This is a genomic window from Streptomyces sp. NPDC001822, from assembly GCF_042892135.1.
Lineage (GTDB): Bacteria > Actinomycetota > Actinomycetes > Streptomycetales > Streptomycetaceae > Streptomyces.
In genome coordinates this window covers 318,108-336,092 of sequence record NZ_JBIATW010000003.1, presented here as the reverse complement: position 1 = coordinate 336,092, position 17,985 = coordinate 318,108, and the positions used below count along the sequence as shown (strand labels likewise).

Here is a 17,985-nt window from a genome sequence, read left to right as displayed (position 1 = left end):
CTCCGAACATGATCCGAGAATCAGCGCTCAGGGCCGGCTCCTGTCGGGTGGCTGGGCAGGCGCGTGGGAGCGGCCTCAGGGTTCGATGGAGAGGTGTTCGATGAGGTCGTCGCGCAGTGTGAACCGATAGAGGAGATCGACGGTGCCGCCGGGGAAGTTTCCTTCGAGATGGTGTGTGGCTATGTAGTGTGCTGTGTCTACCTCCTGAGCATTCGTCAGGTCGATGGTGTAGGTGAATTCGCCGGCGGCCCGGTCCAGCCACCGCTCGATTGCGGCGCTGCCCTGGTAGGTGTTGCCGTCGTCGATCACCGTGGCGTCGTCGGTGAACGTCGTGACCGCAGTGGCGGTGTCGTGGGCGCGGTGCGCCGCGAGGTAGCGGGCGATCACCTCGGGCAGGTCGTCCGGGTTGATGGTCCGGGGCTGGTTGTCGTGCATGACGCTCCTGATGGTGGTGGCGGATTCAGACGGTGGGGGTGGTGCCGCCGTCGATGACGTGTTCGGCGCCGACGATGGCCGAGGCGCGGTCGGAAACGAGGAAGGCCACGAGCTCGGCGACCTCCTCGGGCCGGTTGGGTCGGCCGAGCGGGATGCCGCCCAGAGAGTCCATGAGCCGGCCCAGCGCCGCTTCCTGGCCGATGCCGGCGTCGTGGGCGATCCGGGCGACGAGGTTGTCGGCGGCCGAGGTCTGCACGAAGCCGGGCGAGACGGTGTTGACGCGGACGCCGTGCGGGGCGACCTGGTTGGCCAGGCCCTTGCTGTACGTGGTCAGGGCGGCCTTGGCGGCGGCGTAGGCCAGGGTGCCGTTCCACAGCGGCATGCGGCGCTGGATCGAGGTGACGTGTACGACCGCGCCCTTGCCCGTAGCGATCATGTGTGGCAGAAGTGCCCGGTCCAGACGGACGGCGGCCAGCAGGTTCGTGTTCAGTTCCCTGGCCCAGTCGTCCTCGTCGAGCGCGGCGAATCCTCCTGCCGGCGCCTCCGATCCACCGAGGGTGTTGACCAGGATGTCGATGCCTCCCACGCGGGCTTCTACCTCAGAGGCGACATGGGCGGCGCCCTGGATGGTGGACAGGTCAGCGGTGATGAACATCCCCTCCTCGACGCGGTCGGGGCGGCTGCGGGCGGTGACCAGCACGGTCGCGCCGGCCTCGGCGAGCCGTCGGGCGATCGCGGCTCCGGTGCCCTTGGTGCCGCCGGTGACCAGAGCGCGTCGGCCTTCAAGGGATTCGCTGGTGGATGTGGTCACGGTGTGCTCCGTTCCATGGTGCGGGCGTTCAAGGCACCACTCCCGCCCCTACTGCTAAAATAGAACCTACTAACTTCGACTTTAGCAGTAACTGAGGGGATGGTCGCCATGGCAAGCCGGATCAGGCTGGAGGACCGGGAGTGCCCACTGTCCACGACGGTGGAACACGTCGGCGAGTGGTGGACACTGCTCATCCTCCACGACGCCTTCGACGGCTACACCCGCTTCGACCACTTCCAGGAGAACCTGGGCATCTCCTCCAGCATGCTCACCACCCGGCTGAAGACCTTGGTCGCAGACGGCCTGCTGGAGCGCAGGCCCTACCAGACCAGTCCCGTCCGGCACGAGTACGTACTCACCGAACTCGGACGCTCGCTGCGCCCGGTGATCGTCGCCCTGGCCGCGTGGGGCAATGCCCGGCTCACAGCGGCGGAGCGCAGCATGATCCTCGTCGACGCCCACAGCGGCGAGGAAGTCGAGCCCGTCGTCGTCGACGCCAACACCGGCCGCCGACTCGACGACAGCACCGCCTACGTCTTCGCCGCGGGCCCCGCAGCCAGCGACGCGATGCGCAGCCGCTACGCGGTGCGGCCTGCCATTCCCGCGGAAGAGGCGTGAGGCTGCCCGCCCAGCAGAGCCTCGTACAGCCTTGAACAGGGCCGCGAGCACGGGCTACACCTGACCGGCTTCGCAGCAGCGGCTGGTCGCTGAGAATCGGCAGGCACAGCACGAACACGGGCCACGGAGATGATCTTCTGCGCACGGCCGGCCTCCGGCATCGCCGCGTAGGCGGGGTGGGATGCGTTCTGGGTGAAGCACCGCAGGATCGCCTGTCGGCGTACGAGTTGAAGTGCAATGGTAATGACGAGTGAACGTGCAGACCTGAGCGCAGGGGCCGGGACGTGATGCCATGGCGGCTCATCATGAGGAAGAATGCTTCGCATGACGATGTGAAGAGCGCCCGGCGAACGGTGGCGATGGCGCAAGGTCGCGGCCTGGGAGACGGTACCCGAGGGGGATCGGCGGATCTGTGCGGCCTGCGGGACGCCTGCCCGCTCGTACCACTACCGCTTCCATCCGCCTGAGTCTTCCATGTTTGAGCGGTGCATCGGGTTCGCGTGGTGTTCCGGCTGCAGGATCTACTCCGGCGCGATGGTTCATGTTCCCCGTAAGCGAGTTCTCGTCGATGCGCTGGCATCGCTGCCCGACGATCAACAGGAGCGTATTAAGCGGAGCGAAACCAGGTTGATCGAGTACCTGGACAGGCAGGCCCGGGGCAGGAGTTCACCATCTGGTCCTTGATGGTGCGGCAGTCCGTCAGGCGACGCCGACGTCTCCTTCGATGGCGGTGAGGCGGTTCTTGAGCCGGTAGCCGAGGCCGTTGATCGGAACGACTCGCAGTGGTGGAGGAGTCGGTCGAGGATGGCGGTGGCCAGGGCTTCGCCGCCGAAGGGCCCGTTGATCATCGACGTCGTCGGCGTCGCTTCCGGGGGTGTCCTGGGGGCCGTCGTCCCGCCCGAAGTCCTCTCACAAGCCATTTCCGGAACGTGAGTTCGTCATCACTTGGGTGAGTGCGGTTCTGAGACCCGATCGGGAGCCCGGCCGCCCCGGCAGCTGTTCCGCGCTTGCTCCTGGAGAGGGTTTTTATGAGATGTGAAGGGGCGGCCGGATGCCTAGGCTCTGGGCGTGGCCGATCAGATACAGAACATCGTGACGGAGTTGCCGGAGCTGGCGGATGTCACCGGCGTGTGGGCGATGGCCGATGGCCGGGTCGCGCAAGGGGATGCTGCCTTTGCTGCTGACCTCGGCATCGCTCTCGCCAGGACATACGGCACCGGGGGGCAGATATGGCAGTACCGAAGTGTCTTCGACCATCTGCTTCGGCTGTTGGCCACCACCGCTGGCCCCGACAATGTCACCCAGGCGTTGCGGCTGGTCTCCTTGGCTGAGGTCTCCGGCAGGAAGCTGGATCGCTACACGGCCTCGTTGCTGGCTTCCAGCCATGAGCCGGCGGACCTGGTGGCGGCGTTCGCCGGCCGGGCTTCGGAGGAGCTTCGGGCCTGTCTGGTCCATGAGCTGGTTCTCAGAGGTGTGGTCGTCGGGGAGGTGCCGGGTATCGCGGATTGGGCGATGTCGCCGCATTGGAGTCATCACCCGCTGGGCTGGCTGCCCCTGATGCCATCCGGTATGGAGGAGGACGCGGATCTGCCGAGCTACAGCGTCCGCGGCGGTAGTCACGCGATGCCGTACGGACCGTCGGAGAGCCGCGAACTGGCGGTGAACGCCGACGCGCGTGTGCCGACGGCGGAGGAGACGACGACCCCGGCCACCGCCACCGCGATGGGGACGGCCGTAGCGAACTGCGCCAAGGAGTCCAACGGACGCATCGAGGCGCGCACCTTCGACCTCGCTGAAAACCTGGACGCCGACTCCGTCCCGGCCGTGCTCCTGGCGCTGGGGCTGGAGTGTCTGCACGGGGCGGGGAAGAAGATCCCGCTGTCAGTTGCCGTCCTTCCGCCGGCCCAGGCATGGCGAGTGCTCTTCGCCGCAGCGTCAACGGGAGGGGCGTACAGCTCGGGCTCCTACGGTGCCTACGGCCGTCTGGCGGCCTGGCAGTCCCTGGCCGCTCTGGCCAAAAGCCCAGAGGGAGCCAGCGCTGCCGAGGTCGAGGCGCACGTGCGGGACTGCGTCTGGCACGGCTTCGGCGCCGACACCAAATGGTTTGAGCAGGTGGCCTGGGACATCGGTCTGGCCGCAGTCTCCCCAGGTCGACGACGCCTGGCCGTGCTCGCTGCGACCGACACCGACTGAGTCGGCAACTGCTCGTGCGTCGAGGAGCCGGGCCAAGGAAGCTGCGTGAACCCTTCCGGGTTCAGCGTGTCTCCAGCGGGTCGGCCTGGCCTAGCAGCTCGGCGAGCGGGGCGCCGGTGCGAGCGGCGACCATGCGGCGGGCGCGCAGCTGGGCACGGGTTCGAGGGCGGAACTTCGGCTCCCGCCCGCAACCGCATGGCGCGAAGCCCTCGTAGCGCAGCCCGGCGTTCAGGACCACGGCGACGACCGACCATGCCTTCCGATTGCGACGTCGGGGTGCCGCGAAGTCGTGGCCGGCACACAGCAGCAGCCCGGTGCAGCGCGGGCATGTGTGTCCGGCTTCGCTGGGATGCCTTTTGAAGCTGATCCGGCACGACACGCACGCGTAGTGCAACTTGTAGTGGACGAAAGCGTAGGTGCACACGGACTGACCGTACCGGCGGCGCATTGTCATGGGCCGACAGGTTCCGCTGACTCACCCCGTCCGACGCTAGGTCAAGCCGTCCCCGGGGGCGATCGCTGAGCTCGCCAGTCTCCTCGCACCGTGTGACACCCGGAGCTGAGGACCGCCACGAGGACTCTGGCGTCAGGGCCGCCGTCGCACACACGGCCGTCAGCATCGGGGGCCAAGCCGGAGAGGATCGCCCTCATCAATCCAACGGCTCCCCACGCAGCCGGTCCCACGTCTTCGCACCCACGATGCCGTCGGCCTTCAACCCGTGGCCCCTCTGGAGTCGTTTCACCGCCGACTCCGTCCCCGCCCCGAAGTATCCGTCCACACCCGTCGGTCCCACCGAGTAGCCGTGATGCTGGATCAGCAGCGCCTGGATCTCCTTCACCTTGGCCCCCGCATCACCACGATCGGTGTACGCCGACCCCGAGTAGTAGCCGCAGTACGTACCGTCAACCGACGAGTTGCACACGCCCGCCATGGCACCAGCGGCGAACGCCTCACTCGCCAGACCAACCGGCACCACAGCCCCTGCGAGCACTGCAGCCGCAGCCACCGACAACCCCGCACGCTTCAGCAAGCCAGCACTCCTTGCAGTCCGGCGGGCCCGGCCCGCCACTTGGGATATTCGGCAACCAAGCTATCTCCGCACCAGCCGCAGAGGCGGTATTCCGAAGGGGCGCACAAGAGCACACGCCGCTTCACCCGGCCCACAACACGCCACCGCGACATGTCCCCGCCCCTCAGCCGACCACGAGAGCTGCCAGTGGTGGAAGGCTTACCTGATACCGGTCGATGCGGTGACTGCCCGCGCGATGCGGGGCTGGCCCCACGACGCGCTCCGCCAGATCCAGCGGGTACCAGGCAGCACCGGCCGCCTCGGACTCCTGGATACACCCGACCTCGGTGTCAGCCCTCGCGAAGACATAGCCGAAATCCAGGTGGTGGTGGTCCGGCTCGTCCTTCGCGGGCCTGGCCGGCCGGCGGTGAGCAACTCCGCGATGTCGCCATCAGTGATCGCCACGGGTCGTCGTCCTCCGCTCGGCCCAAGGAAGGTTCCTCCGGGATGTGTCGCTCGATGGCGCCACCGAGCACGTGCACAGTCAGCTCCACGAGGGTCGTGGCGTACCGGAAGCCCCGCACTCCACAACTCCCCGACTGGCCCCACTCGCACCAGCGAGCCCGGGGGCGTACGGCGCCTGGGAACCTCGGCGATTCGGCCAACCTCGTGTGGCGGCAGTGCCGTTGCAGGAGCCGGGTCGGTGCAGTTTCCACGGTTCCTCGAACGCTCTATCCCGGGACTTCAGGTCCGACCGAAAAACGTGTGTTCGATATCGAGGGCTGCGTCGTTGAGCCTCGCGAACCAGCCGTGACGACCGGACAGGGGGATCGACTTGACCTCGGGCAACACAGCAGCACAGCCGAGCGCGGACGAACCGGAGGCAACCCCATTCGAACGGTCTCGGCCGACGGCACGTGTCCAGGACTTCGTCATCATCGCGACCACCCGGCGGACCGACAATCCGGTCCGCGAGAAGGCGTTCCTCCGGTCCTACGGTCGGCAGCTGTCGGACGCCGAACGCCACTCGCTGCGCTGCCTGACCGGGCTGGACGCGGTCAACTGCCTGGCCGGGGGGCCGGACAACTGCGACGCCGAGCTCACTACCCGGGGCCGGCGGACCCTGGACCGGCTCATGAGGGAGGGCCGACCCCGTGAGCGCCGTCCACCGGAGCATCGGGAACGTCATGGTCCTGCTCCAGCGTCCCGCCGACGGCCCAGTCCTGACCGTCCGGCACCAGGCGGCGTCGTGGCACTCCCCCGGGATGCTCACGGTCGTCGGAGGGCGCCTTGAGCATGGCGAGTTCCTCGACGACGGAGCGGTACGCGAGCTCGCCGAGGAAGTCGGCATACACATCAGCCCCGACCGCCTGCGTTTCTGCCAACTGCTCCACTTCCACGCGGCGGACGGTGAGCGGGTGCTCGGCGCCGCCTTCATGGTTGTTCTGGGCGACAGCCTCCGGGACGAGCCAGAGGTCCCTGAGGCAGATCCTGTGCGAGCCCTGCTTCCAGGGCCGCATGCAGGCCGCGAGCACCACGGTGACCGCCGGAGCCCGGCCCCTGGCCACCGCGGCTGCCGGCGCCCTGGTCCTCCCTCTCGGCGTCCGCGGAACCCTCACCGTCGGGGCGGTCCTCCAGATCGTCCCCGTGATCCTCCTGCTCGTCTCCCCTGTCCGCGCCCTGCGGTACATGCCCGTCCCGCCCGCGCGTACCGCCGTGCCACCCGCCCGTGAAGGAGCCTCATGACTACCTCGACCGCCGCGTACTGGGAACCGTTCTGGGCAGGCGGCCGCCGCTACCGGCAACTCGACGGCCCTGAATACCGGCTGATGGACACATTCCTCGGCCCCGGCTGCGGACGCCCGGCCCTCGACATCGGCTGCGGCGACGGCGCCCTTGCCCGCCACCTTCACCACGAGCTCGGATACCGCACCACCGGCATCGACATCTCCCCCAGCGCCGTCGCGCTCGCCGCCGCCCAGGACGAAGGCCCCGCCCCCGGTCCGTCGTGGCGGTGCGCCGACATCACCGGCAGCGACCTCACGGCACTTCCGGAGCCCGCGTACGCGGTCATCACCTGCCGCCTGGTCTACCGGTGGATGGAGGACAAAGCGGACTTCCTCAACCGCGTCCGCCATCTTCTTGTTCCCGGCGGGACGTTCTGGGTGGTCACCGAGATCGCCGGACGCCGCGAGGACACCGATCCCCGCCGAGGTCTCGGGATCAGCCCGGCCGAGGCCGAGGCTCTCACCTCCGGCTGGTCGACCGTCCACACCGCCGACCTTGACGTGCTCCGCTGCTACTCCCTGCACCCCTGACCCCTGCCCCCCAGCCATCCCCTTGCCATGGAGGACTCGGTGACCACCGAGAAGGACACTGCCGAAATCCGGAACACCTGCGGCGCCCACCGGCTCACCAGAACACCTCAGCCGTTCGAACTGGACCAACGGGACTGGGCAATCCCGGCGACCGGCCCCGACATCAAGGCTCTCGGCGAGGTGGCGGGACTACGCGCCCTCGACCCCGGCAGCCGTGCGTGCCGCGCTGTTCGCCTGGAACTTGCTCCACCTCGCGCCGGCAGCACCGCTGCGGGCCTCACCGGTCCGCGGCCTGGCCACCATGCCTGCCCCTGCACCCACTCCCGTGAAGGACACCGCGATGGCACATGACCTCCACATGGTGACGAGTCGTCGGCGCGCCGACATGGTTGACCGGCTCACAGCTGATGGTGTCCTGACCGACTCGCTGCTGCGCGACGCGCTGCTTCGCTTGCCGCGCGAGATCCTGCTCCCGCACGCGTACGTCCGGATCAGCGGACCGGGTAGGGACCCGATCGACTGGCGCCTCCTCGACGGCTCCCACCCCGACGACCGTCAGAAGTGGCTCGAGCTGATCCACAGCGACGAGTCGGTCCTGCTCCAGCGCGACGGCGAACTCCTCGACGCTCTCCCCCGCGGGCCGGTCACCGGCGGACACATGACGTCCATGTCCACCTACACCCCTGCCACGATCGAAGCCCTCCAAGCCGCGGAACTCGGTTCCGGACAGCGGTATCTCGAGCTCGGGCCGGGCCCCGGCGTCTCCCTTGCACTCGCCGCCGCCGTCACCGGTCCCGGACTCGCTACCGGCGTGGAGCGGGACGGACCCATGGCGGCCTTCGCCCAGCGGAACCTGGACCGTCTCGATGTCGGTGCGGAGGTGATCGAGGGTGACGCGCTCGAAGGGTACGAGGCGAAGGCGCCGTACGACCGAGTCCACTCAGGCATCGGCGTGCCGTGTATCCCGGTGCCATGGGTGGAGCAGCTCTCGCCGGGCGGCCGGCTGCTCACGACGCTCGTGACCCGTACGCCGAGCTGGCCGGGACAACTCCTTGTCACCCGCACCGCGGCCGGCACGGTCGAGGCGGTCCTGCGGGGCAGGCCGCGCGGGTACCGCCCCTTGTTGGGCTACCGGTGGCTCAATGCCCTGGACCACCGCGCCCGCATCAAGGACAACCCCGGCACGGCACGGTCCACGCGGCTCACGCCTCCGCCGGATGAGGCGTACGGATTCTGGCTCGCCGCCGCCTACCTCGCACCCGGTCTGGTCCGGGACTTCCAGGCGGAGACGATGACCATCGTCGCGCCCGATGACGGCTCCTGGGCCGTGGCCGGCCCGGACGACGGCACCGTTCGAGTCCACGGGCCGCGTGATGTGTGGGCCGAACTCGAGGATCTCCACACGCGCTGGGAGCACGCCGGACGGCCCGAGCGGTACCGGGTCGACCTCCGCGACAGCTCCGGGGGCCAGCACGTCTCCTCCGGCGCGGGCCAGAAGGCCCTGTCCTGGACGCTGCCTCCGCTCGCCGCCGTACCCCGGCAGGTGCCATGACCGCTCTTTCTCGCATCCCGTCGTACTGCACTCTCCGGTCCCGATGTACCGGGCGGGCGTGGTCAGCCTGCTCAGGCCCCGCCCCGAGATCCCCCTCGGCTGCCCTGTACGGACCTGTCGGACTGCCCTGACACCGACAAACCCGCCTTTCACGAACGAGGAGCGATCTGTGGGAATGACCCGGAATGACTGGTCCGAGCGCTGCACCGAGGGGCGCGGCCTCCGGCGGCTCGGGGACGAGGAGAAGGGCCTGCTCGTCGAGCACGCGCCGGCGCCCGAGGGCGGCCGCGCGCTCGACGTGGGGTGTGGGACGGGCGAGATGTCCGCGCACCTTGCCTCGCTCGGGTACACCGTCGACGGAGCCGACTTCGCCGAGGACGCCCTGGAGCAGGCCCGCACGGACCACCCTGACGCGGAGGTACGGTGGCTGTGCCTGGACATCGAACGCGACGACCCGGCCCCGCTGGGCAATGACCTGTACGACCTGGTGGTGTTCCGCCTCTCGGTGGCCTTCCTGAACGACCGCACCCGTGTCCTGCACGCGCTCGGGCGCCGACTGCGCGAGGGCGGCACCATGCTGGTCATTACCCCGCTGGCCGCGCACACCCCGGCCGAGAAGCGGCGCATCGCACTGGACGAAGATGAGATCAGCGCCCTCACCTGCGGATGGACGAGCGTGCAGCGCATCGCCGTCGGCGACTTGGCGGCGCTGGTTCTGCGCGGTCCGTGTGCGGACACGGTCGCCGTGGAGCGGTCCGTACCGGCCACCGGCTACGCCGTTGCCGGGGCGCTGGCTGTTGTGACCGACGAGCACGGGCGTGTCCTGCTCGGCTGGTCCAGACGCGGTATGTGGGAAGCTCCGGGCGGGAAGATCGAAGGTGCGGAGCCGCTGGACGTGGCCGGCGTGCGCGAGCTCGCCGAGGAGACCGGCCTGCACGCCACCGGCGCCGGCGTGGTGTCCATCCTCACCGACGCAGCCCAGGGCGTCCCGCGGGTGACCGCCGTGATCCGGATCGCCGGCTTCACCGGGACCCTCACCACCGCGGAGCCACATAAGTTCATCCGCTGGGAATGGCACGACCCCCACGGTCTCGGATGTCTCGGCCCGGTGTTCACCCCGGCCGCGAACGCACTGGATGCCGTCTGGCCCGGTGTCATCCCCGGCCTGCCGCCGGTCAACGCCTACCCGACCACCTCCGAACTGATGCCGGTGCCCGGAGAGCCGGCCGAAGCCGTCCGGCTGCGCCACCGCATGGCAGATTCCGTCATCGCGGGCGGCTGGGCGCCCTCCGCAGCGGTCCAAGAGGCACTGCGCACGGTGCCCCGGCACCGGTTCACGCCGGAGACGGCCCTGAAGACCGCGTACGACGGCGACCTGGCCGTCGTAACCCGCCGGGACGAGCGCGGCCGGGCGACCAGCTCAGTCAGCGCGGCCTGGCTCCAGGCCGACATGGCCGAGCAACTCAAGCCGAAGGCCGGGGGAACCGTCCTCGAGGTCGGATCCGGCGGATACAACGCGGAGCTCCTGGCGCACGTCCTCGGAGAGCGCGGCCGGGTGGTGACTGTCGATGTCGACCGGTACGTGGTGCAGCGAACACAACGGCTGTGCGCGGAAGCCGGCAGCGGCCGGGTCACCGCCGTCCTCGGCGACGGCGGACTGGGCGCGCCCGGCCACGTCCCGGCCGACGGCTTCGACGGGATCATGATCACGCACAACGCGTCCGACATTTCACCCGCATGGCGAGAGCAACTCGCCGAAGGGGCGCGGCTGGTCGTGCCACTGGAAATGGCCGGCTACACCCGCTCCCTCACCCTGGTCCGGCGCGGCGACGTGCTGCATTGCGAGCACTGGACGTACTGCGGGTTCGTACGGGACCGCGGCGCCGCCGCTCGTACCGCCCCGGCCGTCCAGCTGGCCCATGGCGACGTCACGGTGCGGTGGGAGGACGGGACTCCCGGTGACACCGCCGGTCTCGACGAGGCGCTGCGCCGGCCTCGGTACGAGCGCTCCACCGGCCTCGTCGTCCGGGGAATGTTCAACTTCGAGACATTGCAGGTCTATGCCGCGACCACCCTCCCGGGGTTCTGCCGCCTGACCGCACCGCAGGGGTCGACGCTCGTGGAGCAGCCGGACGCGGCCGCGATCCTGACGAACGGCTCGCTCGCCTACTTGACCTACCGGAAGGTCAAGGACGCCCCGGTGCCGGCTGACGCCATCACGGAGTTTTTCATCCACGCCTACGGCCCAGCAGCCGAAGAGGTGGCGGAGCGCTTCGCCGAGTGCGTACGCCTCTGGGACCGCGAGGTGCGCGCGAGCGGGTACCCGCCGATGACCGTCCACCCGGCCGCAACGTCCGACGACCAGTTGCCGCCCGGCGATGTGCTCGACAAGCCGAACGCACGGCTTGTCTTCCAGTGGCCGGGCCGGTTCCCGGCCGACGCGCTGAGCGTCTCGATCGCAGGGGGTCAGCATGCCTGACTCCGACGAGCTGATCTCCGTGAAGTCGGTGTCCTCCACTTGGCCTTCCCTGCTTGGCGTGTTCGCCCATCCCGACGACGAGAGCCTCCTCGTACCTGGCGCAGAAGTGGCGCGCGATCCTCGCGCACCGTGGGGAGGTCGCCCGCGAACGACCGCTGCCCGGGATCCTCGCCCGCATGTCAGAGGAGATCAGGAGCAAGATCATGGCGACTGAGTACTTCACCCGCCTCACCCCTGGTCCCACACAGGGCGATCCGGCCCAGCTGAGGGTCTGACTCCCCGGCCGACCACGAGCAAGGGCTCACCGATCGGAGAAGGATGCCCACCACGTCTGCACCCGAGGAACGTCCCCGTGGGATGAGGACATTGCGGCTGGCGGTCGCGCAAAGCACGGTGCCGGAGGACCCTACTGATCAAGGAGCACTACGGGCCGCCGGGCAGGAAATCCGGACCCTGATGACCGAGGCCTCCAAGGCGGGTGCACGGTTGGTTCAGTTTCCCGAGGGAGCGATCGCCTATCCGAGCAAGCACGTAATGGCGGCTGGCGCGGACGGCAACCCGGTCCCCGCTGACTGGAGCCGGGCGGCCTGGGACGTCGTGCGCGAGGAGGCCCGATCGATCGCTGCGCTGGCTGGGGAACTGCGGCTGTGGACGGCGTTCGGGTCGCTTCACCCGCTCACACCGCCGCACAGGCCCCACAACAGCCTCTTCGTCGTCTCCGACCGTGGCGAGCTGGTCGCCAGGTACGACAAGCGGTACCTGTCGCATACCGAGGTCTCCTACCTGTACACCCCGGGGCGCGAGCCGTTGGTTTTCGAGGTGGACGGTTTCCGGATCGGCTGCGCGCTGTGCGTGGAGGCGAACTTCCCACCGCTCTTCGCTGAGTACGAGCGTCTGGGCGTCGACTGCGTTCTTCTCTCCGTGATGGTCGACGACGCTCCGAGGGCGCGCGTCGCCCAGGCCTACGGAACGCTGTACTGCTACTGGGTGGGCTACGCCGTGCCGGCACAGTTCAGCGCCACGGTGCCGTCCGGGATCGTGGCGCCCGGCGGCCGATGGCTGGCACAATGCCCCCCCGACGGAGCGCCCGCTCTGGCGGTCGCGGACATCGACCTGGACTCGGCCGACCCGGACATCGGCGTGTCCCTGCGGCACGCCCGACCATGGCGCCGTCTGGCGCAGGGCGGGCTCTACAAGGACCGGCTGGTCGCTGGTGACCCTCGCAGCGACATCCGCACCTCCTTCTGAGAACGGCCCGTTCGCCTCCCAGGCCTTCTCTGCCTCCGCTCTCACCCAGCTCACGACAAGATCCGGACCAGTCACGGACCAAGCCCTCAGTTCAGTCCTTGGTGCGTCACCTTGGCTGACGCACTGCCACTCGTCCATGGACTGCTCTACGCGACGGTTCGCTCACTCCAAAGCCGTCAAGGAATCTGACGTTGCGGCGAAAGAGGACCTCGATGCTCCGCCCGGCGCGCCGGAGGCACTCCGCACCTACTACGGAGGGGGCGCCGTGGTCTGTTCTGTCGGAGGTGTCAGTGCCGCCCGGCATAGTCTCCGTCATGATCAACGACTTGGAGAACATCGACTGGGCGTCCTTGGGGCACGCCTACGGGGTCGCTGACGATGTGCCGGGCTGGCTGCGCGGCATGGTCTCGCTCGACCCCGACAAGAGGAAGGAAGCATTCGGGAATTTCTACGGCGCGGCCCTCCACCAGGGGAGTGTGTACTCGAGCACGGTGGCCAGTCTGCCGTTCCTGTTCGCGATGGCGGACGACCCTGCGACTCCCGATCGCGGGGAAGTCGTCGCGCTGTTGCTGAGCATCGAACGGCAAGTGATCGGGGCCGAAGAATTCTATGCCGTCATCTGCGGCGACGATGGTGAAGAGTCCACCATCTATCCCGACACCGCGAGCCTGATGCGCGAGCAGGCCGACGCCTTCGTCGCCTACACCTGTGACCCCGACCTGCTGGTGCGCAGGGCGTCCATCGAGGGTCTGGGGCTCTTTCTGGACGACGCCGAACGCGCGGTGGAGCTTCTGCGGAGCCGCCTCGTGGAAGAAGGCGGGACCGCAGAACGTCTGCTGGTGGTGCGGACGATGGCTGACCTGGCACTCCGTCTGCCTGCGGCTGCCCCGTCGGCGCGGGCGTGGTTGGACGCGCTGGCCGACAGCGGCACGATCGATCCGGATACCCGTCTGGCGGCCCTCGTCCATCGGGCCCGCTGCGCTCCCGACTCCATCGACGGCCAGACGGTGCCGACCGCGATCGAACTGCTCCGCCGAGTCACACCCGCACCCCGGCCGGAGGAGGAGGAACGGGATCCGTCCCGTCCGTGTGCGTGCGAGACCGAGCCCGAACCCGATCCGAACGTCCCCGGGCACATCGCGGCAGCCTTCGCCGACCTCGAACGCGACGGACGCGTCCACGCCGCCACCACTCCTTTGCTGCTGACCTTCCACACGGCTCTGGGCACGCGCGCCGAGGGCCGAACGGCTCTGCTCATCGAGCAGCTGGGCAGCCCGGACCCGGGCACCCGGTATGACGCCATTGGCATGGCACGCAGTCTGATCACGTCCTTGCGGGGTGATCACACCGGTCTGGTGCGGCTCTTGGGTGACTGCCTGCTGCCGCGCGACTCCTACACCGCTGCGGCCGCGGCCGGGGCGCTCGGATCACTGGCCACCCTCGCCGAGCCGGCCCGGGAAGCCCTCGCCGCATACGTCACCGCCCACCGCACCACGCACCGGCCTGGCGCCTGGGCTAGTCCGCACCGAGCCTTGCGCCGTGCCCACCAGCAGGCCGTCGTGGCGTTGGCCGGTCTCGGAGACGAACGGGCCCTGCCCAGTCTGCTGACCGCGCTGGACACCGACACCGATGCATGGCGCGCTCTGAACGCGCTTGGGCACCTGCCGCAGTGCGCCGCAGAACTCACGCCCAGACTGGCCCGCCGCCTCGCCGACGTCGACCACTCTCGGGAGTGGCCCGATGTGAGCCCGACGACTCTCGCTTCCGCCCTGGCGAAGCTCGGTGATCCGGCGGCCGTGCCCGCACTCACCGAAGCGGTTGAGGCTTCCGTCCGGCACAAGCAGTGGCGCACCGCGGAGGCTGTCTTGAAGGCGCTCGCGTCGTTCGGCACGCGCGCCGCATCCGCCCTGGACGTCGTCCGCCCCCTCACCGACACCGAGAATGCCACCCTGCGCACCGCCGCGGCGGGTGCGGTCTGGGAACTCGAACGCCGCCCCGAGAACGTCCTGCCGCTGCTGGAGCGCCTCCTGGGCGACAGCCGGAACGGAGACGCGATCAGCCTCGCCGGCAGGATCGGACCTCCGGCCGCGGCTGTAGTGCCGTTGCTGCGACGGATCCTGAATCAGCAGGTCGAGCAGAACGCAAGGAATGAGCAGAACGGTTCGGCCGTGCTGAACGACTCGTGGACCCTCGTCCGCGTCGCGTCAGCCCTGTGGGAGATAGTCGGTGCGAGCGCGGCCGACATGGTCGTGCCGGCATTGCTGGCCGCCTGGAAGGACAACGCTTCCACCGCGGGCGATGTCGCCGCCTGTCTCAGCCGGATGGGACAGGCGGCACGCCCCGCACTGCCCCTCATCGAAGCTGCGATGGCGCAGCCGCAGCGCGACGGAGGCTCGTGGGGATGGGGGGTGTCCCGCGATCTGGAGTTCCAGCGCACCTGCCGTGCCCTCCTGATCCGCCTGCGGGGCTTCACGGACCGCGCATTTGCCGGGGAAGAGAAGGAGGTATGACGTGGAGGTGTGCAGGGCTCACCGCGGCGGGCCCTGTGCACCCGCTGGGCTGCACTACGGGGGTGTAGGAGACGACGCCCGTCGCGCAAGTTCGCGCCCCGCTCAGCAGCATGGGCCGGTCTGGCGTAGACCCGGACCAGAGGCCCCGAGTGCCGCTTCGAAGTGGCGAGACCGCCGCAGCATGGAAACTTTAGTTTACGCGACCCCTTCTGTAAACTATAGTTGTCCGCATGACGGCCTTCGAGATCACCCCAGAAGAGCAGGCGGAGCTCGACACTGCACTGTACGAAGCCTTGAACCCCCTGGCCTCGGCCATCCGCTCCCGGGAGACCGGTTTGCCCACCGCCCGTATGTGGGAGGCAAATCCGGTCGAGGTGGCGCTGTCCGTCCTGGCCGCGTGGAAGGTGCTGGATCGCGAGGTCAGGCAGCTCACGGAGCGGGCGGCGGCCACCGCCGGCTCCTACGGCGCGAGCTATGAGCAGTTGGGAGCGGTCTGGGGCATCACCCGGCAGGGTGCCCGCAAGAAGTGGCCCGATGCCGTCACCCGCCCAGCACCGCTGACAGCGGGCAAGAACACGCTGGCGCTGTTCGGAGGGACCGCGGAGCTGGTGCAGGCGCCGTCCGGAGGTTGGAGCTGGACTGGTCGAGGCGCTGATGGAGCGTCCGACACGGCCACCTGCGTAGCACCGTACGCGACCGCAGAGGAAGCAGCGGCTCACGCGGGCGCGTTCCTCAAAGAACACGCCTTCGGCAGCGATCAGTCCTAGATCTTCTCACGTGGGTCACCTGCGGACGCGGATGTCCCAGAAGGATCAGTAGGGTCGTCGGTGTGCGTGATGTACGAGTGGTTCTGATCGGCGGGACGCAGACGAGGAACGGGTCCTGATGGACAAGTTCCTGGCCCGCACGGAGCGCTACCAGGCACTGATGATCGATGCCATCGACAGGCTGGGCCTGGCTCGCATCGACGCCGGTGGCGGACAGTCCGCCGGGGAACTGGCTGACACTGTCCTCGCGGCAGTCGACGCGCAGACCGCGCTGGGACGGTCATCCACCGGTCGGTGACCATTCATGACGGCTCACCTACAGCTCATCCCGATGCCAAGCGCCCCACCAGCTCATATTGAAACGATCAGTCACTGGTGTTCAGCCTGATCGAGCGGCAGGTCAGGCGAGACCGCCACCAGACCCCAGCACCGCCTTCGACCTGTGCGGGCCCGGCGCCGTGGCGCTGGGGGCCCGGACCTGGGGTCATTCGGCAGGTAGGGTCTCCCGCATCGCCTTGACGGTGGCAGTTGGGTCGTAGTTCTCGGGGACGCCTTCGACCAGGATGATGTCGCCCTCGATGTGCCGCGAGCGCAGTGGTGCGATCTCCTGGTATGCGGGTGAGTCCCACCAGGCCCGTGCCTCGGCGATCCCAGGGAAGCCGATCAGCACGACGTGCCCGGGCCAGCTGCCCTCTTTCACCTCGTGCTGTGCGGCGTGCACCAGGAATCGGCCGCCGTGCGGCTCGAAGGTGGCGGTGATGCGCTCGATGTACTCAAGGATCTCGGGGACCGGGGTGGTCTCTTGCAGGTGCGCTATGGCGTAGGCGGGCATGATGTCCTTCCAGTCGGCAGGGCTCCGTACGCCGTCGATCATGGCATGCGAAGGCACCCGGGATGATGACCCGCCAAGCAGTGTTCCTGCCCTCATGACGACCTCCATCGCCGCGCAACTCCGTTGTGATACACGTGCGTTCACCGGCCTGGCACGAAGCTCGCCGGAAGTACAAGGAGCAGATCCGAATCAACGGCCCGCGAAGTCCGGGACTGGCTAGATGTTCGCTGCGGCGATCGACATCGACAGTCCGTCGGTGAGCCATCGATGCGCCTCCGTCATGTTCAGTACGCGCCCGGCCGTGGTGGTGCCGACCAGGGCCCAATACCTCTCCAGTCGGGGGTCGAAGGCGGATGACCGGGAGACCAGCCCGTGCAGGTGTACTCGGAAGGCGGCGGTGTCCGACTCCCGCCGGGCTCGCGCGTGGGCGGACACGAAGGCGTCCACCGCGTCGCCGGCGCCCGGCGGCAGGCCCTGGGCCAGAGCGGCGGCCGTCAGCGCGGCGGCTTCGTCGATCTCCGCGTAGAAGGCCGGACCGTCCCTCATCTCCTCGTCGTGATCCTGGGTCCAGCGGGTGAAACCGGGTGTGGAAATGAGCAGGTGCAGTTCGGCGTAGGCCAGGGCAGTGGCGGGGACGGGGTCATGCGGCGGGGCGGGTGCCAGCATGGCGACCATGATGTCGAGCCGGGACTTGGGCATGGCCTCGGACAGTGCGCGGTACCAGTGATCGGTGAGCGTGCGGTGCGCCTCCGAAAGCCGCTGCACGCGGGAGAGTATCTCCAGACGCCGGAGCCGTTCCTCGCTCGGACAGTCGTTCAGTGACTTGAGTGTGGCTTCGCGCCACCTCAGTCCGGTCAGTCGTTCCTGCACTGCTTCGAGCTCGGTCGCCATCAGTTCGCCGAGCGTGCACTCCCCCGTGACTACCTGCGTGATCGTCGCGATGGGGGTGTCCAGTGCCCGCAGGCGTCTGATGAGCCGGATTCGCTCCCACGCCTCGGGGCCGTAGCGGCGGTGACCACCGGCGCTACGAGCGGCCACCGGCAGTAGACCGCTGTCGGAGTAATAGCGGATCGTCTTGACTGGAAGGCCCGTTGCGGCCGCGAGTTCACCGATGCTCCACGTGTCCTGCGTCACAGTCCCTTGAACCTCCAGTGCGCGGGAGGTTCTAGCGTATTGATCGCCGGCGGGTCGGTCCGGCCTGTTCCCGAAGCA

The 17,985-nt window shown here is 68.8% G+C and carries 16 protein-coding genes and 1 pseudogene; 11 read left to right on the top strand and 6 right to left on the bottom strand.

Features of this window, described 5'->3' with window-relative positions; all coding sequences use genetic code 11:
• Positions 1 to 75 precede the first annotated feature (75 nt).
• On the bottom strand, positions 76 to 435 hold the full coding sequence (locus tag ACFYY2_RS09525) for a nuclear transport factor 2 family protein (RefSeq protein ID WP_388739374.1): 360 nt from the start codon (positions 433 to 435) through the stop codon (positions 76 to 78).
• A gap of 25 nt (positions 436 to 460) precedes the next feature.
• Positions 461 to 1,246, bottom strand: coding sequence for an SDR family oxidoreductase (locus ACFYY2_RS09520; protein ID WP_388739371.1), 786 nt, complete (start codon positions 1,244 to 1,246; stop codon positions 461 to 463).
• Positions 1,247 to 1,354: 108 nt separating this feature from the next.
• On the opposite strand from ACFYY2_RS09520, the gene ACFYY2_RS09515 reads away from it, so the two are divergent.
• Positions 1,355 to 1,864 (top strand): winged helix-turn-helix transcriptional regulator, encoded by a 510-nt coding sequence (locus tag ACFYY2_RS09515; RefSeq protein ID WP_388739369.1) that lies wholly within the window; start codon positions 1,355 to 1,357, stop codon positions 1,862 to 1,864.
• A gap of 1,068 nt (positions 1,865 to 2,932) precedes the next feature.
• Complete coding sequence (locus ACFYY2_RS09510) at positions 2,933 to 4,057, top strand: DUF6183 family protein (protein ID WP_388739366.1); 1,125 nt, start codon at positions 2,933 to 2,935, stop codon at positions 4,055 to 4,057.
• A 61-nt stretch (positions 4,058 to 4,118) separates the two neighbouring features.
• On the opposite strand, the gene ACFYY2_RS09505 is transcribed toward ACFYY2_RS09510, so the two are convergent.
• Together ACFYY2_RS09505 and ACFYY2_RS09500 are read right to left on the bottom strand one after the other, a co-directional pair.
• Complete coding sequence (locus ACFYY2_RS09505) at positions 4,119 to 4,481, bottom strand: hypothetical protein (protein WP_388739363.1); 363 nt, start codon at positions 4,479 to 4,481, stop codon at positions 4,119 to 4,121.
• 226 nt (positions 4,482 to 4,707) lie between these two features.
• Positions 4,708 to 5,088: a peptidoglycan-binding protein gene (locus ACFYY2_RS09500; protein WP_388739359.1), complete on the bottom strand. Its 381-nt coding sequence runs from the start codon at positions 5,086 to 5,088 to the stop codon at positions 4,708 to 4,710.
• Between the two features lie 1,166 nt (positions 5,089 to 6,254).
• On the opposite strand from ACFYY2_RS09500, the pseudogene ACFYY2_RS09495 reads away from it, so the two are divergent.
• The 9 genes and pseudogenes from ACFYY2_RS09495 to ACFYY2_RS09455 all read left to right on the top strand — a co-directional run.
• Positions 6,255 to 6,488, top strand: a pseudogene (locus ACFYY2_RS09495) (NUDIX hydrolase); the annotation flags it as partial.
• A gap of 97 nt (positions 6,489 to 6,585) precedes the next feature.
• Positions 6,586 to 6,813, top strand: coding sequence for a hypothetical protein (locus ACFYY2_RS09490; protein ID WP_388740072.1), 228 nt, complete (start codon positions 6,586 to 6,588; stop codon positions 6,811 to 6,813).
• Positions 6,810 to 7,385: a class I SAM-dependent methyltransferase gene (locus ACFYY2_RS09485; RefSeq protein ID WP_388739355.1), complete on the top strand. Its 576-nt coding sequence runs from the start codon at positions 6,810 to 6,812 to the stop codon at positions 7,383 to 7,385. The genes ACFYY2_RS09490 and ACFYY2_RS09485 overlap by 4 nt, the downstream gene beginning before the upstream one ends.
• 340 nt (positions 7,386 to 7,725) lie before the next feature.
• On the top strand, positions 7,726 to 8,937 hold the full coding sequence (locus tag ACFYY2_RS09480; protein ID WP_388739352.1) for a methyltransferase: 1,212 nt from the start codon (positions 7,726 to 7,728) through the stop codon (positions 8,935 to 8,937).
• A 175-nt stretch (positions 8,938 to 9,112) separates the two neighbouring features.
• Positions 9,113 to 11,416: a methyltransferase, FxLD system gene (gene fxlM, locus ACFYY2_RS09475; RefSeq protein WP_388739349.1), complete on the top strand. Its 2,304-nt coding sequence runs from the start codon at positions 9,113 to 9,115 to the stop codon at positions 11,414 to 11,416.
• Positions 11,417 to 11,809: 393 nt separating this feature from the next.
• Complete coding sequence (locus tag ACFYY2_RS09470; protein ID WP_388740040.1) at positions 11,810 to 12,664, top strand: carbon-nitrogen hydrolase family protein; 855 nt, start codon at positions 11,810 to 11,812, stop codon at positions 12,662 to 12,664.
• 314 nt (positions 12,665 to 12,978) lie between these two features.
• Positions 12,979 to 15,174, top strand: coding sequence for a HEAT repeat domain-containing protein (locus ACFYY2_RS09465; protein WP_388739346.1), 2,196 nt, complete (start codon positions 12,979 to 12,981; stop codon positions 15,172 to 15,174).
• 230 nt (positions 15,175 to 15,404) lie between these two features.
• The gene (locus ACFYY2_RS09460; protein ID WP_388739343.1) at positions 15,405 to 15,941 is read left to right on the top strand and encodes a hypothetical protein; all 537 of its coding nucleotides are present in this window, start codon (positions 15,405 to 15,407) and stop codon (positions 15,939 to 15,941) included.
• Positions 15,942 to 16,059: 118 nt separating this feature from the next.
• Positions 16,060 to 16,239 carry a hypothetical protein gene (locus ACFYY2_RS09455; protein ID WP_388739340.1) on the top strand — a complete coding sequence of 60 codons (180 nt, stop codon included), beginning with the start codon at positions 16,060 to 16,062 and terminating at the stop codon, positions 16,237 to 16,239.
• Between the two features lie 186 nt (positions 16,240 to 16,425).
• Here the strand turns inward: ACFYY2_RS09455 and ACFYY2_RS09450 are convergent, their stop codons facing one another.
• Together ACFYY2_RS09450 and ACFYY2_RS09445 are read right to left on the bottom strand one after the other, a co-directional pair.
• Positions 16,426 to 16,773 carry a DUF1330 domain-containing protein gene (locus ACFYY2_RS09450; protein ID WP_388740037.1) on the bottom strand — a complete coding sequence of 116 codons (348 nt, stop codon included), beginning with the start codon at positions 16,771 to 16,773 and terminating at the stop codon, positions 16,426 to 16,428.
• 216 nt (positions 16,774 to 16,989) lie between these two features.
• Complete coding sequence (locus ACFYY2_RS09445; protein ID WP_388739337.1) at positions 16,990 to 17,907, bottom strand: MerR family transcriptional regulator; 918 nt, start codon at positions 17,905 to 17,907, stop codon at positions 16,990 to 16,992.
• Positions 17,908 to 17,985: the final 78 nt, after the last annotated feature.

Bases quoted from the DNA above. Each gene is read 5' to 3' on its own strand.
- ACFYY2_RS09465 (WP_388739346.1), top strand. From the start codon at position 12,979: ATGATCAACGACTTGGAGAACATCGACTGGGCGTCCTTGGGGCACGCC.
- ACFYY2_RS09460 (WP_388739343.1), top strand. From the start codon at position 15,405: ATGACGGCCTTCGAGATCACCCCAGAAGAGCAGGCGGAGCTCGACACT.
- fxlM (WP_388739349.1), top strand. From the start codon at position 9,113: ATGACCCGGAATGACTGGTCCGAGCGCTGCACCGAGGGGCGCGGCCTC.
- ACFYY2_RS09515 (WP_388739369.1), top strand. From the start codon at position 1,355: ATGGCAAGCCGGATCAGGCTGGAGGACCGGGAGTGCCCACTGTCCACG.
- ACFYY2_RS09525 (WP_388739374.1), bottom strand. From the start codon at position 435: ATGCACGACAACCAGCCCCGGACCATCAACCCGGACGACCTGCCCGAG.
- ACFYY2_RS09455 (WP_388739340.1), top strand. From the start codon at position 16,060: ATGGACAAGTTCCTGGCCCGCACGGAGCGCTACCAGGCACTGATGATC.
- ACFYY2_RS09480 (WP_388739352.1), top strand. From the start codon at position 7,726: ATGGCACATGACCTCCACATGGTGACGAGTCGTCGGCGCGCCGACATG.
- ACFYY2_RS09485 (WP_388739355.1), top strand. From the start codon at position 6,810: ATGACTACCTCGACCGCCGCGTACTGGGAACCGTTCTGGGCAGGCGGC.
- ACFYY2_RS09450 (WP_388740037.1), bottom strand. From the start codon at position 16,773: ATGCCCGCCTACGCCATAGCGCACCTGCAAGAGACCACCCCGGTCCCC.
- ACFYY2_RS09490 (WP_388740072.1), top strand. From the start codon at position 6,586: ATGCAGGCCGCGAGCACCACGGTGACCGCCGGAGCCCGGCCCCTGGCC.